The sequence below is a fragment of the Agrobacterium larrymoorei genome, from assembly GCF_030819275.1.
GTDB classification, from domain to species: domain Bacteria; phylum Pseudomonadota; class Alphaproteobacteria; order Rhizobiales; family Rhizobiaceae; genus Agrobacterium; species Agrobacterium larrymoorei_B.
In genome coordinates this window covers 528,863-555,049 of record NZ_JAUTBL010000002.1, presented here as the reverse complement: position 1 = coordinate 555,049, position 26,187 = coordinate 528,863, and the positions used below count along the sequence as shown (strand labels likewise).

Here is a 26,187-nt window from a genome sequence, read left to right as displayed (position 1 = left end):
TCTATTCGTCCGCTGCTTCAGCCGGGGCTGCCTTGCGGCCCTTGAAGTGCTTGGCGAGCAGGAACATTTCCACCGATTCAGATCGCGACGAAGCGGGCTTGATGTGAATGACCTGCTTGAAGTTCTGCTTCAGCATATCGAGCAACTGCTTCTCCGTGCCGCCCTGGAAGGTCTTGGCAAGGAAGTGACCACCTTCTGCCAGAACCTGCACGGCAAAATCGGCTGCGACTTCGCACAGATGCATGGTGCGGATATGGTCGGTCTTCTGGTGCCCGGTCGTGGGTGCCGCCATATCGGAGAGAACGAGATCGGGCGTGCCGCCAACGGCTTCCATCAAAAGCTCAGGCGCCTTTGGATCGAGAAAATCGAGCTGCAGGATTTTCACGCCAGGGATCGGGTCGAGTTCGAGGAAGTCGATCGCCGCGACGCGGATATCGTCTTCGGTCGAATCCGTCACCTTGGCGGCAATCTGCGACCAGCTGCCGGGGGCGGCTCCAAGGTCGATGATGCGACGCGCATCTTTCAAAATCTGATGCTTGTCGTTGATTTCCAGAAGCTTGAAAGCCGCACGGGCGCGGTAACCTTCAAGCTTGGCGCGCTGCACGTAAGGGTCATTGATATGCCGCTCCAGCCAGCGGCGGGACGATGCCTTCAGCTTCGTCTTCTTCACCTTCTGGCCGATCTTGCGTCCGGTACGGTTGGTGCTCGTGGGCGCCTTGCTCATATCAACCCTTCCGCTCTATTTTGCCCTGTGTCTGGGCACGGCGTATCTTGTTGCGGCGCCATGCGCCATCATCTGCCATCATATCGGTCAACAGGCCTTCGCGCAGCCCACGGTCTGCCACGCGCATGCGCCTTGCGGGCCAGCGTCTGCGGATCGCTTCCAGAATGGCGCAACCGGCCAGAACCAGATCGGCGCGGTCCGGACCGATGCAGGCATTGGCGGCTCGCCCGGCAAAGTCCCAGGCCAGAAGCTTGTTCTGCATGGCCGTGACCTCGGCATCCGACAACCATAGCCCGTCGACCTTGCGGCGATCGTAGCGCGGCAAATCTAGGTGGACGCCCGCAAGTGTCGTCACCGTGCCGGAGGTACCGATCAGATGAAAATCATCAAGGGCCGATTGGTCCGATAGCGGCGGGCAATGGAATGCATCGAGCAGTCCTTCGACTTCCGTCACCATCGCCTCGAATATCTGCGGCGTCACATCACGGCCGCCGTGGCGCTCCGAGAGCGTCACGACGCCAACAGGCAGGGATGTCCAATGGGTGATGTGGTTGGCAAGCCGGTTTGAACGGTTCTCGTTCAGCCGAATGACGGCAATCTCCGACGAGCCTCCGCCGATATCGAAGAGCACGACGGAGCGTGCCTCGCGTCCCACCAAGGAAGAGCAACCGGAGACAGCAAGGCGCGCCTCGGTCTCACGGCTGATAATTTCAAGATGAAGGCCGGTCTCACGCGTGACGCGTTTGAGAAACTCTTCACCGTTGGCGGCCGCGCGGCAGGCTTCGGTCGCAATCAGCCGCATGCGGCGAATGGGCCGTCCGGCAAGCTTTGACGCGCAGACCTTCAACGCTTCGACAGCACGATCCATCGCGTCATCGGATAGTCGTCCGGTCGATACCAAACCCTCCCCAAGACGAACGATGCGCGAAAAGGCATCGACGACCCGGAACTGGCCGGGACGTGTGGGCTGCGCGATCAGAAGGCGGCAATTGTTGGTGCCAAGGTCCAGCGCCGCATACATGTCGGAACCGGGCTCGACAGCCTCCCGCCCACCAGCATGCCGCAAATGTGCAAAGCCTGCAGGCTCCACCACGACCGCTGCACCATTTGTTCCCTGGCCATTTTGCTTGGCGGCAGGCCGTGGCGCCTGGCTTGGCACCAAAGGTCTGCCTTGCGGATCGCGGTGCGGGCGCTTGCGCTTGCGCGCTTTTCTCTTGCTGGATGGGAGCTGCTCAGTACGCGCCGATAGATCAGGCTTCTGGCCTTCTGCCGCAATGCCTTGAGGTGTTTTTGGGGCACCCTGCCCGCCGGAACGCCTGCGGCGTTTGCGTTTGCGCGGCTCCGTTCCAAGCTCGATACCGCCTGTGGATGGAGGCTCCTGACGGGAGTCGGCAACAAGCAGTTGCGGCAAAGCAGGAGCGGAACGGTTCTTACCGCCTCGCTTGCCCTTACCACGACGGGAACGCTTCGCTTTCCCTTTTTCTGCCACCGACGCCCCTGGTTCCGACGGCTTTACGCCGTTGCCGGGGTCAATCACTGTTTTTTCCATTCCGCCGCGCAAAGGCCCGAAGGCATGCCGCTGGCGTTCATAAGGTTACGTTGGGGTGACCTTACCAGTATGTGACATTCTAGCCAACCGATTTTTGCCGGCGCGAGACATCGCGCGCGCCATTTCGGATGAGGGTAAGCAGGCCGTAGGGGGAGATCAAACAGAAAACTTCTCTTCTCCCCGCAAGTCGGTGTGACGAAATGACTGACGGGGAGAAGAGAATGGTACGGTTGAGTGGGGTCGAACCACCGACCTCAGGTGCCACAAACCTGCGCTCTAACCAACTGAGCTACAACCGCACAAGCGACGCTTTCGCGTCACGGGGGCTCACATACGGGGAGTTTTTCCCTTTTGCAAGTCCTTCTCTAATTTTTGCGAAAAAACATATAGAAAGCAAGCACGTTTTCGCACGTCCATCCAGTCCCGGGAACCGCGCGTTCCGGTCCACGTGATATTAACTCTATTTCCCAATTCCCTCAGGCGATTATGGACCCGGCGGCCCTGTGAAGTTATTTAAGATTCTGTTAACGTCACGCCGATGCAGGCTGTGTGGTGCCTCATGAGGAGGCCGTGCGGCAGCGAAGGTCACGTAGTGCCAAAGTAGGTTCCGACATGCCCGCCGTTCAATACCCGTTTATCGATATCGCCGTGCATGAGCGTGTTCGGGAAAAATTTGCCAGGGGTGAAGCACTGGCGCTTTTCTCCATGGACCTCAAAAGCGCACTCTGGGCAAATGGACGCGGTGCCGCTCTTTTCGGTACTCCGATGATTTATGATTTCATCGAGCATGGACCGAAGGCGCAGGATGTGACCTTCCGTCAGGTTGCGGGTGCGGCAAGCCGCCTGCACAATATCGGCGACCGCCAGCAATTCATGATCCGCGTTCTGTCCGGCTTCCGCAGCGTTGCGGTCTCCGCTTCACTCGAAGTGATCGAAGTCGAGCGGCAGCAACCGGTGCTGCTCTTTTCCGCGATGCTGGATCAATCCGGCCTGTCGCTGGAAGAACGCGCCTGGCGGATGATCGAAGGCTTCGACGATCCCGATATTCATATGGCCGTGATGGATGACAGCGGCGCGATTATCGCTGCATCGGCAAAATTTGCCGATCTCGCGATAGCGCCGCAGACCGCGAGAACGTTGATATCCATGGCGGCGCGTCATGCCAGCAAGCTGGTGAAGCGTCCTGTTCCGACCGGCAAGGGCTACCTTCCCGCCGCGACGGCGCAACTGACGCAAGAGCCCATCCTGAATCTCGTCTTCGTGGTCGAGACGGCACTCGGCAGACTCGACCCCTCCTCCGATTTCATCGAGGCCCGGCCCGATACTGAGGTCCCGGTCACCGAAGAAAAACCAGAGGCCGTACCCGCATCAATGCCGTCGCAACAACTGGCCTTCGAAAGCGTTCTCGACGCGGTCGCACAGATCGAAGAGACGGATGACGAGCAGCAAGAAGCGGACGGTAACGGCATTGCAGAGGCGATGTCGAATGAGGACCAGTCCGTTTTCCTAGCCTATAAGCAGGACACGGACGAAGAGCTCGAAACCGTTCAGGCGGTATCGCATGCGAACGATTCTCCTTTCGCAGAAGCAGAAGAAGAGCCGACAACGGCACGGGATGACCACACCAGCGATAGCGATCCGGACCGCAACACCGAAGACGCACAAAGCTTGGAAAACGATACGTCCGAAGCACAGGAGGCGCATTTCCCCGAGGGGACCGAGCCCGAGGCCCTGAAGACGGATACGCAAGAGCCCGCCGAAGAGCCAACAAAACCGTCCCGTTTCGTGTTCAATCCGAATGGCCGGGCAAGCCGCTTTGTCTGGAAGATCGACGCCGCAGGATGCTTCAGTTCAATTTCGCATGAATTTGCCGAAGCCGTCGGGCCTAAAGCGGCCGCTGTCGAAGGCATGAGCTTTTCCGACCTGGCGGCTCTCTTCAACCTCGATCCTGAAGGCAAGATCGCCGAACTCTTGAAGCGCCGCGACACCTGGTCAGGCAAGACCATTTACTGGCCTGTCGAAGGCACGTCTCTTGCCGTGCCGATCGATCTCGCAGCCCTTCCGACCTACACCCGGGCGCGTGAGTTCGATGGCTTCCGAGGCTTCGGTATCGTGCGGATCGCCGATGCGGTGGAAGACCCGCATGCGGCCGGTATAGCGCTGGCAGGCGAAAGCCATCCCGACGATGAGCTAGGGGTTGCGGAGGATCAACGGGATGACGCGGCGACAATAGAACCCGAGGTTTTGGCCGAGGCCAAGCCCGTCACCCCAGACGAGACCGTTCCGTTTTCCTTCGAGGATGAGGCAGAGAACGAGGTGGAGGAATTCGAAGCCGCTTCCACGCCAGAAGAGACCGGGCCGCAGCATTTTCATCAGCCGCCGGAGCATGAGGTTCCGGTGCTGAAGATCGCCGAAAAGCTTGTTCAATCCTATTCCGACAAGGTCGTACATATTGATGACCACCGCAATCGTCGCGACGGCCTGACGGCGAGCGAACAGGCGGCATTTCGTGAAATAGGCCGGACGTTGAAGCCGGCCGAAGACCAGGACGCAACGCCGGCTGTGTCTGAACCCACGTCGTCGGACGATGTCACAGACGAAATCTCGGTCGAGGCGGAAGCCGAGGACGCTGTCACGGCTGCAATTCAGACAAACGATGCCAAGGTCGAAGGCGAAGAGCTGGTTGTCCCCGCCACTACTGTCGATGCTGACCACGCGCCAGCACCGACCGATGACGACGCATTCCACGCCTATACGCGTGGTGACGAGCCGGTTGCCTTCACACATCCACCCATCGGAACCCGCATGGAAAGCGGCCATGACGAAAATGAGGTTGAGCACGACGCGGCTGCTGGCGAAGAACCGGCTGCCGAGAATGCGAATGGTCACAGCATCGACGATGAGCAGGCAACGCTTCTGCCTTCCACCCGCCTTTCGACGGGATTGTTGCCCGAAACCGTAGACCAGATGCCGGTTGCGCTTCTCATTCACAGCGGCGATCGTCTGATCCATGCGAACCCTGAGTTCCTGCGCCTGACCGGCTATGCCGATCTCGACGAGCTGGCAGCGCTTGGCGGTCTGGATGCGCTGTTGCAGCGCGAAGAACTGGAGAGTGTTTCTGAGCGCAGCGGCGGCATGGTCGCGGTCAGCGCCGAAAACGAACTCATTCCTGTGCGGGCAAAGCTTCAGTCGATTCGCTGGGAGGACTCAAGCGCCCTGATGCTGTCGCTTATCCCGACGGAACCGGCGCGTGATGCTGGCCCTGTTCACTTGGCTGATACCGCGAGTGAAGAGCCGGCCAATGAAGCCGCAGAAGACGCCGCACGGATGAAGGGCGAGATCGAGGAGTTGCACTCCATTCTGGAGACGGCCACCGACGGCGTGGTTCTGTTGGACGAGGACGGCAATATCCGTTCGCTCAACCGCTCGGCCAGCGCGCTTTTCAACTACGACAATGCCGAGATCGCCAACAAGCCCTTCGTGACGCTGTTTGCGCATGAGAGCCAGCGCGCCGTGCTGGATTATCTGTCGGGCCTGGCCAATAATGGCGTCGCGAGCGTTCTCAATGACGGGCGCGAGGTGATCGGTCGTGAAGCCTCGGGTGGCTTCCTGCCGCTGTTCATGACGATCGGTCGGTTGAAATCCACCAATGGTTATTGCGCCGTAATCCGCGACATCACGCAGTGGAAGCGCACCGAGGAAGATCTGCGCAATGCCAAGCGCGCGGCGGAGACTGCCAACGCTCACAAGACCGACTTCCTGGCCCGCGTCAGCCACGAAATCCGCACGCCGCTCAACGCCATCATCGGCTTTGCCGATATGATGGCGACGGAGCGCTTCGGGCCGATCGGGCACCCGCGCTACATCGAATATTCCAACGACATCGTCCGCTCCGGTCGCCATGTCCTCGATATCGTCAACGATCTTTTGGATATTTCCAAGATCGAAGCCGGCCAGATGGATGTGGATTTCAAGGCGGTGGCGCTGAACGAAACCATCGCTGAAGCGGTCTCGCTCGTGCAGCCGCAGGCGAACAACCAGCGGGTGATTATCCGCACCGCGCTGTCGCAATCGGTGCCGCCAGTCGTTGCGGATCTACGTTCGATCAAGCAGATCCTGCTCAACATCCTGTCCAACGCCATCAAGTTCACACCATCGGGCGGCCAGATCGTCGTATCGACCGCCTATGAGGCGAATGGCAGCGTGGTGCTGAGGGTACGGGATACCGGCATCGGCATGACGCGTTCGGAGCTGGAGCAGGCAATGAAGCCATTCCGCCAGGTCTCGGCTTCCAGCAGCCGGGTGCGTGGTGACGGGACTGGTCTCGGGCTACCATTGACGAAGGCGATGGTGGATGCGAACCGCGCCAACTTCTCCATCACCTCAACGCCGAATGAAGGAACGCTGGTCGAAATCAGCTTTCCATCGCAGCGGGTTCTTGCGAACTGATCGGCTCAGCTGTTAGCAACATCCGTGGCCGACACGTAACGGTCACGGAAGGATAAACGCCTTGCATCCAGCCGAACATCCAACCGCCGCATCAATGCGGGCAGGATCGCGCGTCAACCCGCTGACAATAGCGGCCATCCTGCTGTCCGCACTGGTCGCCATGCCGCTGATTGCGATCTTCGTCATCGCTCTGACGGGAGGCACAAATGGCTGGCAGCATCTTCTCGTCAATGTCCTGCCGCGGTCCGGCGCACAGACGCTGCTTCTGCTGGTTATGACCGGCGCCTTTACCACGATCACCGGTGTGACGACGGCTTGGCTTGTGACCATGTTCGAGTTTCCGTTCCGGCGGCTCCTGTCCTTTGCTCTGGTGCTGCCGCTGGCAATCCCATCCTATCTTGCAGCCTATGCTTTCGGCGAGTTTCTGGATTTTGCCGGCCCGGTGCAGAGCGCGTTACGCGCGCTCTTCGGCTACCAGACCATTCGCGATTACTGGTTTCCCGATATCCGTTCGCTTGGGGGAGCCGTGCTGGTTCTAGGCTCGGTTCTTTACCCTTACATCTATCTCTCCACCCGCGCGGCCTTTGGGTTGCAGGGGCGGTTTGCCACCGATGCAGCCAGGACGCTGGGCGTCGGCCCCCTTCGCCTGTTCCTCTCCGTCCAAATGCCGATGGCGCGTCCTGCAATCATCATCGGCCTTGCACTGGTGATGATGGAGACGCTGAACGATATCGGCGCGGTGGAGTATCTCGGCGTTCATACGCTGACCTTCACCATTTACGAGACATGGCTCAACCGCGGCAATCTTGCTGGCGCCACGCAGATCGCCGCTTGCCTCGTCCTCATCGTTGCGGCTCTGATCGTCATCGAGCGGAGAGCCCGCAGACGACAGCGCTTTGCCGTCGGTAAAGCAACGGCGATGCATCAGCGATCGGCGAGAGTGACGCTTTCCTCAGTGCGTGGATGGCTTGCTACGCTCGTCTGCACCCTCCCCTTTCTCTCCGGCTTTGCTATCCCCGTTCTCGTGCTTGGTAGCTACGCTCTCAAACGGCTGAATGGGCTTGCCGATCCAAAACTCTTCAAAGCGCTGCTCCACAGTCTCGAAGTGTCCCTTCCCGTCGCGCTTGTCACGCTACTCGGCGGCTTTCTGCTGGCCTATGCGCAGCGGGAGCGCCCCTCATGGCCGACACGTTTTGCGGTCAGGGTGGGATCACTCGGTTACGGTATTCCCGGCACGGTGCTTGCCATCGGCGTGTTGCTTCCGCTTGCCGGTCTCGACAATGCTGTCGACGGCGTGATGCGGACCCATCTTGGCCTCTCCACCGGGCTTCTTTTGTCAGGCACGGCCTTCGCGATCATCTATGCGCATAGCGTGCGCTTCATGACGCTCGCGGAAGGCACGGTCGATGCCGGCTTCCAGAAGCTGTCGCCCCATCTCGACATGGCCTCGCGCACACTTGGCCGAACCCGGCTTCAGACGCTGGTTGGCGTGTTGCTGCCCAATATCCGACCCGCCGCCATTACGGCATCGCTGCTGGTGTTCATCGAATCGCTGAAGGAACTTCCGGCCACGATCATGCTGCGGCCATTCAACTTCAATACGCTCTCAACGATGGTTTATGAAAGTGCGTCGCGCTCCCGCGTGCAGGATGCAGCACTTCCCGCGCTCGTCATCATTGCGGCGGGGCTGGTGCCGGTCATCCTCGTCTCCCACTCCTTGGACAGCAACGCATAAAAAAAGAGGCAGCTGACGCTGCCACTAAATTTGTGCTTTTAACGAGAGTAGGATCGAAAATACATCATGTCTTTTTGGAGCCACCGGCTCTCCATCCGGTCATTGAATGGACCCGCGTTGAATTCATTTTTGGACAATTCACTTTAAGAGAAGGTTAAAACCGCCTCCCACCTTTGACGGGCGACAATTCCTATAGGACATCACGCGATGGTGAATCGCAGGTGGGAATCATTGGCCTCATCCACGCTCGAAACCGTCAGTTCTGAAGCGCCGCCAGACGTTCGAAAAAGGCAAGAGCCTCCGGATTGGCCAGCGCCTCCTTGTTCTTGACCGCACGCCCATGCACGACATCGCGAACTGCAAGTTCAACGATCTTGCCGGATTTCGTTCGCGGGATATCGGCGACGGCGATGATTTTTGCCGGAACGTGGCGGGGCGATGCACCCCTGCGGATCCGGTCCTTGATGCGTGAGATCAGCGCATCATCCAGGCTCGCACCATCCTTCAGGCGCACGAACAGCACGACGCGCACATCGCCGTCCCAGTCCTGCCCGATGCAAAGCGCCTCCAGCACCTCGTCGATCGTCTCGACCTGGTTGTAAATCTCTGCCGTGCCGATGCGCACGCCGCCGGGGTTCAAGGTGGCATCCGAGCGCCCGTGAATGATCAGCCCGCCATGGGGCGTCCATTCGGCAAAATCGCCGTGGCACCAGACATTGTCGAAGCGACTGAAATAGGCGGCGCGATATTTTTCGCCATCCACATCGTTCCAGAACATGACCGGCTGGCACGGAAAGGGTGTCGTGCAGACAAGTTCGCCTTTCTCGCCGCGCACCGGCCTGCCTTCATCGTCCCATACGTCCACCGCAAGACCAAGACCCGGCCCCTGGATCTCGCCTTTCCAGACCGGCTTCACCGGATTGCCCAGCACGAAGCAGGAGACGATATCGGTTCCCCCCGAAATGGACGCCAGCTGGACATCGCTCTTGATGCCATCATAGACGAAGGAGAAGCCTTCCGGCGATAGCGGCGATCCGGTGGAGGTGACGAGCCTCAGCGCCGAGAGATTATGCGTCTTGCCCGGTTCCAGACCGGACTTGCGGACCGCATCGATATATTTGGCCGAGGTGCCGAAAATGGCGAAGCGTTCTTTTGCCGCATAGTCGAACAGCACATTGCCATCCGGCGCGAATGGCGACCCGTCATACAGGCAGAGCGTTGCGCCCGAAGCGAGGCCGGTCACCAGCCAGTTCCACATCATCCAGCCGCAGGTGGTGAAGTAGAAGAAGCGCTCGCCCTCTTTCAGCTCACAGTGAAAGCGATGCTCCTTCAGATGCTGAAGCAGCGTTCCGCCCGCCGAATGCACGATGCATTTCGGCACGCCGGTGGTGCCGGAGGAGAAGAGAATATAGAGCGGATGGCTGAATGGTTGACGGACATAATGCAGCGGTTTTTGCTGGAATGGCTGAATGAAATCATCGTAGTGAACGATGCCGGTTTCACTCTCCTGATCGGTTCCCCTGGTTCCCGCGTATGGCACCAGCAGCAGCGGAACGCCAAGCTTTTCGGCAACCGCCTTGGCCTTGTCCGCGACCTCCTGCCGCTTGCCATTGTACCAATAGCCATCGCAGGCGATGAAGAGTTTAGGCCCGATCTGCCCAAAACGGTCCAGTACGCCTTGTTCGCCAAAGTCCGGTGAACATGAGGACCAGACGGCACCGAGCGATGTGGCAGCCAGCATCAGTGCCAAGGTTTGCGGCATGTTCGGCATCATCGCAGCGATGCGGTCGCCAGGCTCGATGCCCCGCTCGGCAAAGGCCTGCTGCAAGCGAGAGACCTCCTCACGCAGCCGATCCCAGGACCAGCGCTCCTCCACCTTGTCTTCACCGCGGAAGATAATCGCATCATCCGGCCCGCTGCGGCTCAGCAGATTTTCGGCAAAATTCAACTCGGCATCTGGGAAGAACCGCGCATCGAGCATGTCATCACGGTCGATAAGAACGCGTTCCCCCGGCTCTCCGATCACGCCGCAATAGGTCCACACCGCACTCCAGAAGTCTTCGCGCGCATCCACCGACCAGCGGTGGAAGGCATCGTAATCGGAAAATGTTACGCCATAGCGGCTGGCGCACCAGTCGATGAAATGCGTCATCGGCGATTGCGCGACGCGCTCAGCCGACGGCGTCCAGAGCGGCTTGTTGTCAGTCACGGTGGCCTCCTCCTGCCCCGAATGTTTTTAGCCCTTGGCGGCCGCGTGCTCATCCCTCATGCGCTGAAGCTCTGTCCGCTTGGAGGTGATCGAGGCGCAAATCACGCCGATGGTCACCAATGCAATCAGAATGGTGCAGATCGCGTTGATCTCCGGCGTAACACCAAGACGCACCTGGGAATAGATCTTGATCGGCAGCGTGGTGGCGCCCGGTCCCGTGGTGAAGCTTGCGATCACCAGATCGTCCAGCGACAGCGAAAAGGCCAGCATCCAGCCTGCGACGACCGCTGGAAGAATCAAAGGTAATGTGATGCGGAAGAAGGTTTTGACCGGCGGGCAGCCGAGATCGAGCGCCGCCTCTTCCAGGCTGCGATCGAAGGTCAGCAGCCTGGACTGCACGACGATCGCTACATAGCACATGGTGAAGGTCGTATGGGCAATGACGACTGTCCAGAAGCCGCGGTCGACGCCGATAGAGACAAAGAGCAGTAGCAGCGACAGACCGGTGATGACTTCCGGCATGACCAGCGGTGCGTAGATCATCCCGGAAAACAGCATGCGTCCGGGGAAACGGGCAAAGCGTGTCAGTGACAGTGCTGCCAGCGTTCCGAGGATCGTGCCGATGGTGGCGCTCAGCACCGCAACGCGCACGGTGATCCAGGCCGCATCCATCAGTCCTTGGTTGGACCACATGGACTGATACCAGTGCAGTGAAAAGCCGCCCCAGACCGTGACCAGCTTGGAGGCGTTGAAGGAGTAGATCACCAGAATCAGGATCGGGATATAGAGAAATGCAAAGCAGATGGTGAGGATGGTCGTATCGAACTTGCCGCGTTTCATGGCTCACCCCACCTTTTTCTGCTGGTTCTGGAAGATGGCGATCGGCACCACCAGCAACAGCAAGAGCAGCACGGCAACAGCCGAGGCGAGCGGCCAGTCACGATTGCCGAAGAACTCGGTCCAAAGGGTTTTGCCGATCATCAGCGTCTGAGCGCCGCCGAGAAGATCGGGAATGACGAACTCGCCGGTGATCGGGATAAAGCAGATCATCGAGCCCGCAATGACACCCGGCAGCGACAGGGGGAAGGTGATTTTCCAGAAGGCCTTCCACGGCGGGCAGCCAAGATCGGCAGCAGCTTCCAGCAGCGTGTTGTCGAGCTTCTCCAGCGCCGAATAGAGTGGCAGCACCATGAAGGGAAGATAGGAGTAGACGATACCGATGAAGACGGAAATTTCGGTGCGGAAGATGTTCACCTGCTCGTCAGGCCCAAGAATGCCGAGTGACTGGAACAGCACGGTCAGCAGCCCCTCCGGCTTTAGAATACCGATCCAGGCGTAGACGCGGATGAGAAATGACGTCCAGAACGGCAGGATGACGAGCATCACCAAGGTCGGACGAATGTGGTTCGGCGCTCGCGCCATGGCCAGTGCCATCGGATATCCGATCAGAAGCAGCAGCAACGTGGAGATGAGGGCAATCCGCAGCGAAGAAAGATAAGCCTCGATGTAAAGCGGGTCTTCCGTCAGGAACAGGTAATTGTCGAAATCGAGCTGCGAGAAGAACTCACCGATCCGGCTGAAGCCCTCGAAGACCGGCACATAGGGCGGCATGGCGATCGCAGTATCGGAGAGCGATATCTTGACGATGATGAAGAAGGGTGCTGCGAAGAACAGCAGTAGCCAAAAGTAAGGAACGGCCACCACGAGCCATTGCAATGGATTTCGGCGGCTTTCAGGAGAAGGGATCGCCATCTGTCACTCTCCTATCGGGTGAGAACCAGGCCGGAATCGGCTTTCCAGGTGAGCCAGACCTTGTCATCGAAGGTGATGGGGCGATCGACCAGGCGCGAGACATTGGCCTGGGCGGCACGCATGATCCGACCGTCATCGAGCTTGACGATGAAGATGGAGAAATCCCCGAGATAGCCGATATCCCAAACCTCGCCATGGGCGACGTTCACCGTTCCATCGGCAGGCGCATCGAGCGAAATGCGGACCTTCTCCGGTCGAACGGCAAAGGCCACCTGGCTACCGATGGCGGCTTGGCATTCCTGCTCCACCGTCACCTTCAGTCCCTCGCAATCGAGCACAACTTGCGCAGGCTTGCCGTCAGCAGGCGTCTTGCTGTCGATCTTCGCTTCGAAGATGTTGATATCGCCGATGAAGTCGGCCACGTAACGGCTGTTCGGTGCTTCGTAGATTTCGGCAGGTGTTGCCACCTGCACGACGATGCCCCTGTCCATCACCGCAATGCGATCCGAAACGGTCATGGCCTCTTCCTGATCGTGGGTAACGATCAGGAAGGTGAGACCCAGCGTCTGTTGCAGATCCATGATTTCGAACTGGGTTTCTTCGCGCAGCTTCTTGTCGAGAGCACCGAGCGGCTCGTCCAGCAGGAGAACCTTGGGCCGCTTGGCAAGCGAACGGGCAAGCGCCACGCGCTGACGCTGACCACCGGAAAGCTGGCTTGGTTTGCGTTTGGCAAACTCGGTCAGCTTGACGAGGCGCAGCATCTCCGCGACGCGGTTTGCAATATCGGCTTTCGGCAGGCCGTCCTGCTCCAGACCAAAGGCGATGTTCTTCTCCACCGACATATGGGGGAACAGTGCGTAGGACTGGAACATCATATTGGTCGGACGCTTATAGGGCGGCACGCCGGAAATGTCTTTTCCCTGCAGCAGAATGCGGCCCGAGGTCGGCTCCTCGAAGCCTGCCAGCATGCGCATCAGCGTGGTCTTGCCACAGCCAGAGGGCCCGAGCAGCGAGAAGAACTCACGCTCATAGATATCCAGTGTGAGATTGTCGACGGCGGTGAAATCACCAAACCGCTTGGTAACGTTTTCGAACCGGATGAAGGGGACCGAGGATGGATCTGTCCAGGGAGAGAATGTGCGTTTTACCGGGCCGAGTGATTTCGCCATGACCTGCTCTGTTTGTTTGCGAAAGTGCCGAACGTAAAAGGGGCAGGTGTTTTGCCCGCCCCTTTTTAAAGCCCGATCAGCTGCCGGTTTTTATCTGGGTCCAGACGCGGTTCAGAACGCGCTGCTCACGCGGCCCATAGGGCGAGATGGTGAAGAGCTTCTTCATCGTCGCCTCATCGGGATAGACGGAAGGATTTTTCGCAACCGCCGGGTTCATCAGCGCCTGGGAAGCGAGATTGCCATTGGCGTATTGAACAAAATCGGAAGCCTTGGCGGCCACTTCCGGCTTCATCATGTAGTTGATGAAGGCATGTGCCTCATCGACATTCTTGGCGTCAGCCGGAATGGCAAAGGAGTCCATCCAGATATAGGTGCCTTCCTTCGGGATCACATAATTGACCTCGACGCCGTTCTTGGCTTCCTCGGCACGGGTCTTGGCCTGCAGCACGTCACCGGACCAGCCGATGGTGATGCAGCTGTCGCCATTGGCAAGCTCATCGATATAGGCGGAGGAATTGAACGTCTTCACATAGGGGCGGATGGCTTCGTAGACTTTGCCGCCAGCCTCAAGATCGGCTGTTTCCTTGCTGTCGGGGTTCTTGCCGACATAATTCATCGCAATTGCAAAGGTCTCGTCAGAGGCATCGAGAATATTGATGCCGCAAGACTGCAGCTTCTTGGCGTTTTCCGGCTTGAACAGAATGTCCCAGCTATCGACCTTCACGTCACCGAGTGCGGCTTTAACCTTGGCGACATTGTAGCCAATGCCGGTGGTTCCCCACATGTAATTGACGGCGTATTCATTGCCAGGGTCATATTGCGACAAACGCGTGGTGATTTCCGGCCACATGTTCTTCAGGTTGGGCAGTTTGGACTTGTCGAGCTTCTGATACACACCTGCCTTGATTTGGCGCGCAAGGAAGGGCGATGTGGGCGCAACCACGTCATAACCGGAATTCCCCGCCAAAAGCTTGGTTTCCAGAACTTCGTTGCCGTCATAAACGTCGTAGACAACCTTGATACCCGTTTCCTTGGTGAAGTCCTCAAGGATGGAGGGGTCAATATAGTCGGACCAGTTATAGACGTGGACGACCTTTTCCTGGGCAAAGGCAGCGCCGGCAGAGAGAACGGCCGTGGCAAAAGCCAGAGTGAAACGAAGCGATCGGTAACCCATGATTTCTCCTGATATGGCGCATGACGAGAAACTGCGCAAACCCCTTTGTTTTCGCAGAGACTAAGAAGGAAAATCGGCCTCCGCAAGCAGAAATGTGCAGTGCGAAAATTTCAGGCAGATGACATTTTGGCGAGGAGACGCGAGAGCTGTGCGAAACCCTGGTGACGCGAGATCTCCAAGCCAAACTATTGAAAATCGAAGACGCTGAGGCCTGTCACCATTTCATCAAGACCCAGCGGACGCGTCAGCGGCGCCTCCGCCCGCGACAGACAGCCCTGCCTTTCGCACAGTCGACAGGACGGGCCGATCGCAATCGCACTGGCCGAGCCAGTGAGCGCTTCGCCATAGACTATATCCTTCGCGTGGACCGCCTCAGTGACGATCATCAGGGCTGTACGGCGCACCCGTTCTCCGAACCCGGCCTGCGGTCCTTCCAGTGTACGTGAGATTGTGATGTAGGCGGCGCCATCCGGCATTTCGGCGCTCTCCACCAGCACCTGCCCGGGCTGAGCGAAGGCCGCGTGAATGTTGAGCCTTGGACAGAGCCCGCCGAACTTTGCCTGCGGGAAGCCTTGCGCGCCAGCCTTGCGAAAGCGGTTTCCGGCACTGTCTGTCTCCATCATGAAGAAAGGGACTGCGGACGATCCCGGCTTTGCCAGCGAAACGAGCCGATTGGCCGCCTGTTCGAAGGAGACGTTGAAGCGTGCGCGCAGCACATCGATATCGTAGCGTGCGCGCTGCGCCGCAGCCAGGTAAGCAGCATAGGGCATCATCAAAGCGTGGGCGGCATAGCGTGCAAGTTCAAAACGAGCGATGCGCTTTGCCTCTTCGTTTGAAAGCGCCAGCGCCTCCAGTTCCTGCGAGATTTCCGCGGTCAGCGCCAGTAATGAAACCTCCATGGCCAGTTCGCGAAGCTGATCATGCGTCGACAAACGCTCGGAGAGAAACAAGCGCATGGAGTGCCGGTCATAGCGGCGGCGAAGGTTTGGCATGGCATGGACCGGCAGACTACGGACGATGATGCCATGTTTTTTTTGCAGCCAGGATTTCAAGGCAGATGCCAGATCGTCGCTGGCTCCAAGTGCTGCATGGAAACTCTCTGCCGCGCTATCGAGAAGGGCGAAATGCGCTGGCCTGCTTTCGAACACCTGCCTAACCTCATCGATCGGCAGACGGGCCGCCGACAGGGTCGTCTGATGGCCCTCGCGTGCCAGAAGGTCGGACAGATCGCTAAGACGCTTGGCCTGTTCGCTATAGGCCCGGTAGAGCTTCACCACGCCCATAGCGGCGTTTGGTGCTGCTTCCGCCACCTCGACGAGTTCTTGCGGTGACGGAATCTCCCCTGCCAGCAATGGATCTGCGAAGACCTCCCGCAACTGGCTGGCCGTGCCACCACTTTCGCCCTGCAGGTCATCGAGATCGACCTTGTAGACGGAAGCGAGTTTCAGCAGCAGCTGAACCGTCAAAGGCCGCTGATTGCGCTCGATGAGATTGAGATAGGACGGCGAGATGGACAGCGCTTCCGCCATGGCGGTCTGCGTCAGGCCCAAGCCGTTTCGCACCCGGCGCACGCGCGGCCCTGCAAAGATCTTTGTTTCCGCCATCGCCCCTCCCCTTTGACAAAGGCTAACAAAATATGAGCACTTGCCACATTTACAAAATTTACATTTTTACAAGTTGGTTCTGTCAAAGACGATACAGCATAACCCGTTTCAAGTCACTGTTTTTCCTTTTTATCTAGCCATAGAAAATCGAGAAATGTAAATTCAGTCACATCAGATCGCTGCTACCGATCCAATTCAGAAGCAGCGGGAAGTGGCAGCACATAGACATGGGAGAGAGATGTGACTGATTTTTACAAGCTTGTTCCAAATGCTCCAAAGGGACGCTTCGACGGCATCGAGCGCACCTACACGGCAGAAGACGTTTTGAAGCTGCGCGGCTCGGTCGATATTCGCTATTCGCTTGCCGAAATGGGCGCCAACCGCCTGTGGCAGCTGATCAACGAAGAGAGCTTCGTCAATGCGCTGGGTGCGCTTTCCGGCAACCAGGCCATGCAGATGGTCCGGGCCGGTCTGAAGGCCATCTATCTGTCCGGATGGCAGGTTGCAGCCGATGCGAATACGGCGTCGGCCATGTATCCGGACCAGTCGCTCTATCCGGCAAATGCCGCACCCGAACTTGCCAAGCGCATCAATCGCACGCTTCAGCGCGCCGACCAGATCGAAACCGCCGAAGGCAATGGCCTTTCGGTCGACACATGGTTTGCCCCAATCGTTGCCGATGCCGAGGCTGGCTTCGGTGGTCCGCTGAACGCCTTCGAAATCATGAAGGCCTTCATCGAAGCGGGTGCTGCCGGCGTTCACTATGAGGATCAGCTGGCATCGGAAAAGAAGTGCGGCCACCTCGGCGGCAAGGTTCTGATCCCGACAGCGGCGCATATCCGCAACCTGACGGCAGCGCGCCTTGCAGCAGACGTCATGGGTGTTCCGACGCTGGTCATTGCCAGAACCGACGCGGAAGCGGCGAAGCTTCTGACATCCGATATCGACGAGCGGGATCGTCCGTTTGTCGATTACGATGCCGGTCGCACGGTCGAGGGCTTCTATCAGGTGAAGAACGGGCTTGAGCCCTGCATCGCCCGCGCCAATGCTTACGCGCCCTATTGCGATCTGATCTGGTGCGAAACATCCAAGCCGGATCTGGAGCAGGCCCGCAAATTTGCCGAAGGCGTCCACAAGGTTCATCCGGGCAAGAAGCTTGCATACAACTGCTCACCGTCCTTCAACTGGAAGAAGAACCTGGACGATGCGACGATTGCGAAGTTCCAGCGCGAGTTGGGCGCGATGGGCTACAAGTTCCAGTTCATCACGCTTGCCGGTTTCCACCAGTTGAATTACGGCATGTTCGAACTGGCACGCGGCTACAAGGATCGCCAGATGGCAGCCTATTCGGAGCTTCAGGAGGCGGAATTTGCAGCCGAGATCAATGGCTACACCGCAACCAAACACCAGCGCGAAGTCGGCACCGGCTATTTCGATGCGGTCTCCGTCGCAATTTCCGGCGGCACGTCGTCCACCACCGCCATGAGTGAATCGACCGAGCACGACCAGTTCCGCCCGGCCGCAGAGTAACATCTGAAGTGTGAGACGCATAAGGTACTTTTTTTAACGCATGTCGTTATTCGCAAACCACTCAACAGCTTTGCGCGGCATGATCTTTGAGGAGGAAAGACAATGGCTTCGATTTCGAGAGTAAGAGAACGGGCAGAAGAACAGTCCTCTGCCATGACGCAGGATCAACAGGCTGCCATCCGTATGCTGGCAAATGATCTGCACCGCCTCAACCAGGCGGTCATGAATGCGGTCGAGGCGGGAATCTCCGTCGAACTCGTCCGCTCCGCCCGCCATCATGGTGGCGACGGGAACTGGGGCGATCTGCTGATCCCGGTTATCGTCGCGCAGAGCAAGGCTGCGGCCTAACGTGCAGACGTCCGCCCCGCGTAAAGGTCGGCGTTCTGTTTGATGAGCTTGATCATTCGGTCTGCCACCGTCCGTATATCACGGCGGTGGCGGTCCTCGTTGTTCATCACCAGCCATTGCTGATGGCGAAGCTCACCGATCTCCATCCCTTCTCGCACGAGCCGCGCATCCGCATCGCCGATGAAACACGGTAGCACCGCTGTGCCTGCGCCAGAGAGAATGAGTTCCCGCAACGCTGACGGGCGGTTCACCGTCACCACTATCTTGTCTGGAGCAAGCTCATGCGGCCAGCGCAGATAGGCGGAGATCGCATTTTCCTTGTCGATCGCAATCCAGCGGTCGGCGACGGATTGAGGCGCATTGCGCAACCGGTAAGCCGCGTAAGCAACATCGCCGGTTTTGACCGCTGCCAGATTGCGTTCTTCAGGCTCGAAAGCGCGGATGCCGATATCGTTTTCGCGATGCGCCAGCGTCGCTCTTTGTTCGGCGATGAAGAGGTCGATGCGGAAACTGTCGCGTTCGCTGCAAATGGCTGAGAAATTGCTCATCATCAACTGCGCATTCCATGTGCCTAGCGCGATCCGGACCAGAGATGTGGTGACGCTTGATTTTCGCCAGCCATCAATCGTTCCGGCGGCCTCTTCCATCGCACGAAGGTTATCGAAGAGGGTACGACCGTCAGCCGTCAGCGCGTATCCGGTCTGGCTTCTGACAAAGAGTGCCTTACCAAGCTTTTGCTCCAGTTCCAGCATTTTACGACCGATCGTAGCCGGGCTGAGGCGCGTGGTGCCTGCCGCACCCGTGAGCCCTCCGCCTCTGGCGACGTCGAGAAAAAGCTGAAAGGCATCCCATCCGATGTTTTTCATGATTGAAAAACGTAAGGCATTCCTGGATGCAGATAAAGCAAAAACAGGTGTGCAGGATGGTGACACTCAACAAAGGGGAGTTCACCATGCATGAGATTTACACAGCCTTCGGCTTCATAAGGGTGCCAGCTCCTGAAGGCCCGAGGGCGAGGCGGGAAGCAGAGGAAAAATTTTACGCTGAAGCCTGCGCACCAGGCATCATGCGGCGCGCTTTTGCGGCACTGAGGCGCGGGCTTCCAAACTTAAAGCGCGATAGCGAGCAAAGCCGCGAGAGCACCGGCAGCAATCAGGCTCAGGCGAAAGGCAAAAAGGAGGTTGTCATTGCGTGTGCGGGCAATAGCGACGGCGCGAGCGCGATTTCTGGACATCATCATGAGCGGCTTCCAACGAAAAACATAACCGTCCAATGCCGGGTTCCGGCGTCCAGCGAGACCTCATGTTCCAACTCGCGTTGTGCTGGCATAGAGGTCAGCATGACTCCGGCCCCTTAACAAGATGTTAAAGCCCCGCCGCGCTGCAGCATTTCCAGTGAAACTGTTTCAGCCTTGCATCCGAAACGCGTGAGAGCGAGGCATTAGCGGAATTTCAGTGGGCACATCTTTATCGGAATTGCACTAAACGGATTCTCCGGCAGCATAACCGGATGCCCAGGCCCATTGAAAATTATAGCCGCCGAGCCAGCCTGTGACATCCACGCCCTCGCCAATGAAATAGAGCCCTGGCACCGACTTTGCCTGCATGGTTTTTGAGTCCAAATGAGTGGTATCGACACCGCCTAGCGTGACTTCGGCGGTGCGATATCCTTCCGAACCGGACGGCTTGATCTGCCAGTCCTGCGCGCTGGCCGCAAGCGCCGCTAATGCCTTGTCCGACAGATCGGCAAGATGGCTGGTGAGACCTGATTGCTCCACCAGATATTGCGCAAGCCGCTTCGGCAAGATTTCGCCCAACGCCGTCTGGGCAGACTGCTTGCCATTGGCCTTTTTGGCGGCCTTCAGCTTCTCGGCAATATCGAGATCCGGCTCAAGCTTCAGACGAATGGAATCGCTTTCCCGCCAATAGGATGAGATCTGCAAAATGGACGGGCCGCTCAAGCCGCGATGGGTAAAAAGCAGCGCTTCGCGAAACGTCGTTTTACCGTGCGAGACATCGGCCGGAACTGCAACGCCAGCGAGAGGCGACAGTCGCTCCAACTGCGCCGGATCGAGCGTTAGCGGCACGAGACCAGGGCGCGGCTCGACCAAAGAGAGCCCGAATTGCTCGGCAAGTTTGTAAGCGAAGCCGGTGGAGCCCATCTTGGGGATCGACTTTCCGCCGGTGGCAATCACCAGGCTCTTTGCCTCGATAGACCCTTGCGACGTCGCCACGCGAAAGCCGCCCGTTGCCATGCCTTCGACCGACGTAATCTCCGTCTGTAGCCGCAGCTTGGCACCCACCGCCTGCATCTCCGTCAGCAGCATGCGGATGATGTCCTTGGCGCTGTCGTCGCAGAAGAGTTGGCCGAGCGTCTTTTCGTGCCAGGCAATCTTGTGCTTCTCGACCAGATCGAGAAAGTCGCGCGGCGTGTAGCGGGCAAGTGCAGACTTGGCGAAATGCGGGTTTTGCGAGAGATAGTTCTTCGGCCCGGCATAGATGTTGGTAAAGTTGCAGCGCCCGCCACCGGAGATGCGGATTTTCTCGCCCGGCGCTTTGGCATGGTCGAGAATGATGACGGAGCGAGCACGCTGACCGGCACGGATGGCGCACATCATGCCTGCGGCCCCGGCACCCAAAATCAGCACATCACATTTTTCCGTCATGGATTTTCCTTATCCTTGTTGCACTTCCTCTTTTCGAAGTCCGGCTTCTTGTCAATGCGCATTCCCCTCTCGCCAATTGTCAAAGTCTGACTATTATGGCCCCAGTCGAAACACACCCCGGTGATTTATGCCCCCGAAGAAAACCATGCTCCGCCCGAAAAAACCGGCAACCATGGCGAAGAAACCACCCGTTGAACTCTCCTCTACCCGCGGCGTCTCCACCTGGCGCGAAGCGGCTCAATGGTTGAAGGCACGCGGGATCGAAGACATCGAATGCATCACTCCCGATCTGGCAGGCGTTCCCCGCGGCAAGATGATGCCGACGGCGAAGTTTACCGGCGATACCTCGCTGGCGCTGCCCTCTGCACTCTATCGTCATACGATTTCCGGCGATTATCCGGATGAGACCGCGAATTTCCGCTATGAACCCCGCGACAGCGACCTGAAGCTGGTCCCTGATCTTTCGACACTTTCCGTCGTACCGTGGGAAAGCGACCCGACCGCGCAAGTCATTTGCGATGTCGTGGATCAAGAAGGCAAACCCGTCTCCTATACGCCTCGCAACGTTTTGAAGAACGTGCTCTCTCTTTATAGGGAAAAGGGCTGGAAGCCGGTCGTGGCGCCCGAAATCGAGTTCTATCTCGTGGCGATGAACGACGACCCCGATTACCCTCTGCATCCGCCGAAGGGTCGTTCAGGGCGCTCCATTGTCGGTGGCCAGAGCTATTCGATTGCCGGCATCAACGAGTTCGACGAGTTGATCGACGACATCTACCACTTCTCGGAAAAGCAGGGTCTCGAGATCGACACCCTTATCCATGAAGAAGGCCCCGCGCAGCTCGAAATCAATCTCCGCCATGGGGATCCGGTCGAGCTTGCCGATCAGGTGTTCCTCTTCAAGCGCACTATTCGCGAAGCTGCGCTGAAACACGGCATCTACGCCACCTTCATGGCAAAGCCCATGCAGGCCCAACCGGGTTCGGCGATGCACATTCACCAGTCCGTCATCGATATCGAGACCGGCGAGAACGTGTTTTCCAACAAGGATGGGAGCCCGTCGAAGGAGTTCTTCTCCTTCGTTGGTGGCATGCAGCGCTATGTACCGAACGCGCTCGTCATGCTTGCACCCTATGTGAATTCCTATCGCCGCCTGACGCCGGATATGGCCTGCCCGGTCAACAATGCCTGGGGCTATGACAACCGCACCACGGCCTTTCGCGTGCCGATTTCAGGCCCGCAGGCGCGGCGCGTGGAAAACCGCCTGCCGAGCTCCGATGCCAATCCGTATCTCGCGCTTGCCGCGTCGCTCGGCTGTGGCTGGCTCGGCATCATGAACAATATCGAGCCGACCGAACCGACCTATGAGACGGCCAATGAAGGCTCGATAGAGCTTCCACGCGGCCTGCTGGAGGCAGTCGCGCTTCTGGAGCAGGAGCAGCAGTTCGAACGCATCTTCGGCAACGAATTCGTCGGCCTTTATGCTGGCCTGAAACGGGGCGAATTCGAAACCTTCATGCAGGTGATCAGCCCCTGGGAGCGCGAGTTCCTCCTGCTGAACGTGTGAGGTAAATATATGACATGGCAGAGCCCGATTGCGCCGGGTATTTCCTGGTATCAGGATACGGTTGCCGACAGGCCCGACTATCCGGCGATGGATGGGTCGCGGACTTCCGACGTCGCCATTATCGGCGGCGGCTTTACCGGCTTGCAGGCGGCCTGCAATCTGGCGCGCGCGGGCATTTCCGTCACCCTCATCGAGGCGCATCGCTTTGGCGATGGCGCTTCGGGACGCAATGGCGGGCAATTCGGCACGGGCCAGCGCGCCTGGCCGGATGAGCTTGAAGAGAAGATCGGCTTCGAACGCTCCAAGGCGCTTTTCGACCTTGCGGAAAATGCCAAGCACTATGTGCTCGACTTTGCCCGAGACAATCAGATCGACATGGAGTTCCAGCCCGGGCAGTTGAACGTCTCGCACAAGCGCGCTTATGAGAAGAGTTATCGAGACAGCGTCGACGCCATGGTCGGCCGCTATGGCTATGAGCAAATCTCCTTCATGGAGAAGGACGAAACCGCTGATCGCTTGGGGTCGTCTCACTATCATTGCGGCGTGCGCGATACCGGCACCGGCCACATTCATCCACTGAAACTGCTGGTCGGGCTGGCGAAAGCAGCGAAAACGGCGGGCGCCGATATCTTCGAGATGACGCCCGCCAAGTCGATCCGTCAGTCCGGCGGTAAGACGCTGATCGAAACGCCCTCGGGCACGATCACTGCCAACCGTGCGCTGATTGCGACCAATGCCTATATCGGCAATCTGGAGCCTGTCACCGCGGCGCATGTGATGCCGATCCGCTCCTTCATCGGGGCGACGGCACCGCTTGATCAGTTTCCATCGATCATTCCGGACAAGGAAGCCGTGGCGGATTCGCGCTTCGTCGTGCGCTATTTCCGCAAGACACTGGATAACCGCCTGCTGTTTGGCGGGCGAGAAGCCTACACGGCGGATTCGCCACGCGACATTTCCAAGCACATCCGCAAGCAGATTTCGGAAATCTACCCCGCGCTTGCCAATGTCGAGATGACGCATGCGTGGGGCGGCTCTGTCGGTATTACGCTGACCCGCCAGCCATTCGTGCGTGAAGTCATGCCGGGGGTGATTTCCATCGGTGGTTATTCCGGCCACGGTGTGATGCTGTCCAACTATTGTGGCAAGCTTTATGCGGATATGGTGATCAATAAGGACAAGGCGCTCGATCAGTTTGCCGCACTCGACGTGCCATCCTTCCCGGGCGGGACATCGCTGCGGGCGCCGCTCCTGTTCCTGGCGCTGACATGGTATGCTCTACGGGACAGGTTTTGAAGGAGCCTGCCTTCGCATTACGCAAAAGCAGCGATTGGACCCCTCGCTGGCATGACCGGCCAGCAGCAAAATTCATTATTTCTTACATCAACTCTGGCATTTTTAAATCGATTAGATTATGGATGCCCCTAACGTGTAGAGATCGAGAGAATCGACATGAGCAGTCAAATTATTCCCGTTGACCCCTTTGATTGCGTCGTCTTTGGCGGCACAGGCGATCTGGCAGAACGCAAGCTTCTGCCCGCCCTTTACCACCGTCAGGTGGAAGGCCAGTTGACCGAACCGACCCGCATCATCGGCGCTTCCCGCTCTGTCATGACGCATGAGGAATATCGGAAGTTTGCCCAGGATGCCCTGAAGGAGCATCTGAAGGCGGGCGAATATGACGAGGAGCAGGTCGCCAAGTTTTGTGCGCGCCTCTTCTACGTTCCTGTCGATGCCAAGTCCGACGATGGTTGGGACAAGCTGAAGAAACTTCTCGACGAAGGCAAGGATCGCATCCGCGCTTTCTACCTTGCCGTTGCGCCTGGAATTTTTGGCGACATCGCCTCGAAGATCCGTGACCACAAGCTGATCACCAAATCCACCCGCATCGTGGTGGAAAAGCCGATCGGCCGTGACTTGGCTTCCGCGCTGGAGCTGAACGACACGCTTGGTAACGTCTTCAAGGAAGAGCAGATCTTCCGTATCGACCACTATCTGGGCAAGGAGACGGTTCAGAACCTCATGGTTCTGCGCTTTGCCAACGCGCTCTACGAGCCGCTGTGGAATTCCACCCATATCGACCACGTGCAGATCACCGTTGCCGAGTCCGTCGGACTAGAGGGCCGCGCAGGTTACTACGACAAGGCGGGCGCGCTTCGCGATATGGTGCAGAACCATATTCTCCAGTTGCTTTGCCTCGTCGCGATGGAGCCTCCATCGTCGATGAACGCCGAAGCGGTGCGCGACGAGAAGTTGAAAGTGCTGCGCGCGCTGAAGCCGATCACGCAATCCAATGTCGAGAAGAACACCGTGCGCGGACAATACCGCGCTGGTGCTTCGGCAGGCGGCCCGGTCAAGGGTTATCTGGAAGAGCTGGAAGGCGGCGTTTCCAACACGGAAACCTTCGTCGCCCTCAAGGCGGAAATCGGCAACTGGCGCTGGGCGGGCGTACCTTTCTACATCCGTACCGGCAAGCGCCTTGCCACGCGCGTTTCGGAAATCGTCGTCACCTTCAAGCAGATCCCGCATTCGATCTTCGATGACGCTGCCGGCAAGATCGAAGCCAACAAGCTGGTGATCCGCCTGCAGCCGGATGAAGGCGTCAAGCAGTCTCTGCTCATCAAGGATCCGGGCCCGGGCGGCATGCGTCTTCGTCAGGTATCGCTCGATATGAGTTTTGCCGAGGCCTTCAACGTGCGCAACCCGGATGCCTATGAGCGTCTGTTGATGGATACGATCCGCTCGAACCAGACGCTTTTCATGCGCCGCGACGAAGTGGAAGCGGCGTGGAACTGGGTCGATCCGATCCTGAAAAGCTGGGAAGCCGTCGGTCAGGGCGTGCAGGGTTACACCTCCGGCACCTGGGGACCAAGTGGCGCAATCGCGCTGATCGAGCGAGACGGTCGTACCTGGCACGAAGCCGACTAAGGAAGATGCGGATGGAACCGAACATGCACATCTTCAAGGACGGTCCAGAACTGGCCGAGAAGCTCGCAGACGATGTTGCGGCGCATCTGAAAGCAGCCATAGACGAGCGTGGGGCGGCCAGCATGGCCGTCTCCGGTGGCTCTACGCCAAAGCTGTTCTTCCAGACGCTGTCCAAGCGTGAGCTGGAATGGCCGCGCGTCAGCATCACTTTGGTGGACGAACGTTTCGTCCCGCCGGACAATGATCGCTCCAACCACAAGCTGGTGGCCGAGAACCTTCTGCAGAACGAGGCGAAGGCTGCCTATTTCGTGCCGCTATATCAGTCTGCCGCCTCACCTGAAGATGCGGCAACGCTGGCAACAGCAAGAACCGCTGACATCTGCGACCCGTTCGATATCGTCATTCTAGGCATGGGGACCGACGGACATACGGCGTCCTTCTTCCCCGGCGGGGACAACCTCGAAGAAGCGCTCGATCTCGATGAGCCGCGCTCCGTGCTGACCATGGCTGCGGAAAATGCCGGCGAGGAAAGGCTGACCTTCAACCTCGCCGCCCTTCACGACGCACGTTTCCTGGTGCTGCACATCGAAGGTGCGGCGAAGAAGGAGACGCTGGAGAAAGCGCAGTCCGACCTCGACGAGGATGAGATGCCGATCCGCTCCGTCCTGAACCGTGCGGATTCGACGGTGAATATCTACTGGGCGCCATGACGATCCGCATTCACGCGGCGGCGGTGCCCGGCATTTGAATGAAACATGATCGTCGGCCCGGTCTCCTGAGCCTGTGG

Annotated in this window: 19 protein-coding genes and 1 tRNA gene; 8 read left to right on the top strand and 12 right to left on the bottom strand. The window is 58.5% G+C overall.

The genetic code is table 11. The features are described from left to right. Position 1 precedes the first annotated feature (1 nt). The 3 genes from QE408_RS11180 to QE408_RS11170 form a co-directional block, all read right to left on the bottom strand. Entirely contained in the window at positions 2 to 724 is a 723-nt protein-coding gene (locus QE408_RS11180) for an RlmE family RNA methyltransferase (RefSeq protein ID WP_306931169.1), read from the bottom strand. Between the two features lies 1 nt (position 725). Next, positions 726 to 2,273 (bottom strand): Ppx/GppA phosphatase family protein, encoded by a 1,548-nt coding sequence (locus QE408_RS11175; protein WP_373465539.1) that lies wholly within the window; start codon positions 2,271 to 2,273, stop codon positions 726 to 728. A 222-nt stretch (positions 2,274 to 2,495) separates the two neighbouring features. After that, positions 2,496 to 2,572 (bottom strand) — tRNA-His (locus QE408_RS11170). 313 nt (positions 2,573 to 2,885) lie between these two features. On the opposite strand from QE408_RS11170, the gene QE408_RS11165 reads away from it, so the two are divergent. Both QE408_RS11165 and QE408_RS11160 read left to right on the top strand, forming a co-directional pair. Beyond that, entirely contained in the window at positions 2,886 to 6,722 is a 3,837-nt protein-coding gene (locus QE408_RS11165) for a PAS domain-containing sensor histidine kinase (protein ID WP_306931164.1), read from the top strand. A 94-nt stretch (positions 6,723 to 6,816) separates the two neighbouring features. After that, the gene (locus QE408_RS11160; protein WP_306934770.1) at positions 6,817 to 8,457 is read left to right on the top strand and encodes an ABC transporter permease; all 1,641 of its coding nucleotides are present in this window, start codon (positions 6,817 to 6,819) and stop codon (positions 8,455 to 8,457) included. 256 nt (positions 8,458 to 8,713) lie between these two features. Here QE408_RS11160 and QE408_RS11155 read toward each other — a convergent pair whose 3' ends face one another. The 6 genes from QE408_RS11155 to QE408_RS11130 form a co-directional block, all read right to left on the bottom strand. Next, the gene (locus QE408_RS11155; RefSeq protein ID WP_306931162.1) at positions 8,714 to 10,666 is read right to left on the bottom strand and encodes an acetoacetate--CoA ligase; all 1,953 of its coding nucleotides are present in this window, start codon (positions 10,664 to 10,666) and stop codon (positions 8,714 to 8,716) included. 27 nt (positions 10,667 to 10,693) lie between these two features. Further along, entirely contained in the window at positions 10,694 to 11,506 is an 813-nt protein-coding gene (locus QE408_RS11150; RefSeq protein WP_306931160.1) for an ABC transporter permease, read from the bottom strand. 3 nt (positions 11,507 to 11,509) lie between these two features. Continuing rightward, entirely contained in the window at positions 11,510 to 12,418 is a 909-nt protein-coding gene (locus QE408_RS11145; protein ID WP_306931157.1) for an ABC transporter permease subunit, read from the bottom strand. 11 nt (positions 12,419 to 12,429) lie between these two features. Then, entirely contained in the window at positions 12,430 to 13,587 is a 1,158-nt protein-coding gene (locus QE408_RS11140; protein ID WP_306931155.1) for an ABC transporter ATP-binding protein, read from the bottom strand. Between the two features lie 76 nt (positions 13,588 to 13,663). Then, complete coding sequence (locus tag QE408_RS11135) at positions 13,664 to 14,761, bottom strand: polyamine ABC transporter substrate-binding protein (RefSeq protein ID WP_306931153.1); 1,098 nt, start codon at positions 14,759 to 14,761, stop codon at positions 13,664 to 13,666. A 185-nt stretch (positions 14,762 to 14,946) separates the two neighbouring features. Continuing rightward, positions 14,947 to 16,365, bottom strand: coding sequence for a helix-turn-helix domain-containing protein (locus tag QE408_RS11130; RefSeq protein ID WP_306931152.1), 1,419 nt, complete (start codon positions 16,363 to 16,365; stop codon positions 14,947 to 14,949). Between the two features lie 240 nt (positions 16,366 to 16,605). On the opposite strand from QE408_RS11130, the gene aceA reads away from it, so the two are divergent. Further along, positions 16,606 to 17,895: an isocitrate lyase gene (aceA, locus tag QE408_RS11125; RefSeq protein WP_306931150.1), complete on the top strand. Its 1,290-nt coding sequence runs from the start codon at positions 16,606 to 16,608 to the stop codon at positions 17,893 to 17,895. A 102-nt stretch (positions 17,896 to 17,997) separates the two neighbouring features. After that, positions 17,998 to 18,243, top strand: a complete 246-nt coding sequence (locus QE408_RS11120) for an SMc00767 family acetate metabolism repressor (protein WP_062426031.1) — start codon at positions 17,998 to 18,000, stop codon at positions 18,241 to 18,243. Here the strand turns inward: QE408_RS11120 and QE408_RS11115 are convergent. From QE408_RS11115 to QE408_RS11105, 3 genes are all read right to left on the bottom strand, one after another. Further along, positions 18,240 to 19,109: a LysR family transcriptional regulator gene (locus tag QE408_RS11115; RefSeq protein WP_306931144.1), complete on the bottom strand. Its 870-nt coding sequence runs from the start codon at positions 19,107 to 19,109 to the stop codon at positions 18,240 to 18,242. The two genes, QE408_RS11120 and QE408_RS11115, sit on opposite strands and share 4 nt — an antisense overlap. A 242-nt stretch (positions 19,110 to 19,351) precedes the next feature. Continuing rightward, complete coding sequence (locus QE408_RS11110) at positions 19,352 to 19,483, bottom strand: hypothetical protein (protein ID WP_306931142.1); 132 nt, start codon at positions 19,481 to 19,483, stop codon at positions 19,352 to 19,354. A 240-nt stretch (positions 19,484 to 19,723) separates the two neighbouring features. Beyond that, positions 19,724 to 20,908, bottom strand: a complete 1,185-nt coding sequence (locus QE408_RS11105; protein WP_306931140.1) for an NAD(P)/FAD-dependent oxidoreductase — start codon at positions 20,906 to 20,908, stop codon at positions 19,724 to 19,726. 127 nt (positions 20,909 to 21,035) lie between these two features. On the opposite strand from QE408_RS11105, the gene QE408_RS11100 reads away from it, so the two are divergent. The 4 genes from QE408_RS11100 to pgl all read left to right on the top strand — a co-directional run bounded on the left by QE408_RS11100 (position 21,036) and on the right by pgl (position 26,110). Beyond that, positions 21,036 to 22,472: a glutamine synthetase family protein gene (locus QE408_RS11100; protein ID WP_306931138.1), complete on the top strand. Its 1,437-nt coding sequence runs from the start codon at positions 21,036 to 21,038 to the stop codon at positions 22,470 to 22,472. Between the two features lie 9 nt (positions 22,473 to 22,481). Further along, positions 22,482 to 23,768 carry an NAD(P)/FAD-dependent oxidoreductase gene (locus tag QE408_RS11095; protein ID WP_306931136.1) on the top strand — a complete coding sequence of 429 codons (1,287 nt, stop codon included), beginning with the start codon at positions 22,482 to 22,484 and terminating at the stop codon, positions 23,766 to 23,768. Positions 23,769 to 23,924: 156 nt separating this feature from the next. Beyond that, the gene (gene zwf, locus QE408_RS11090) at positions 23,925 to 25,400 is read left to right on the top strand and encodes a glucose-6-phosphate dehydrogenase (protein ID WP_306931134.1); all 1,476 of its coding nucleotides are present in this window, start codon (positions 23,925 to 23,927) and stop codon (positions 25,398 to 25,400) included. 11 nt (positions 25,401 to 25,411) lie between these two features. Further along, positions 25,412 to 26,110, top strand: coding sequence for a 6-phosphogluconolactonase (pgl, locus tag QE408_RS11085; protein ID WP_306931132.1), 699 nt, complete (start codon positions 25,412 to 25,414; stop codon positions 26,108 to 26,110). The last annotated feature ends 77 nt before the right edge of the window (positions 26,111 to 26,187 follow it).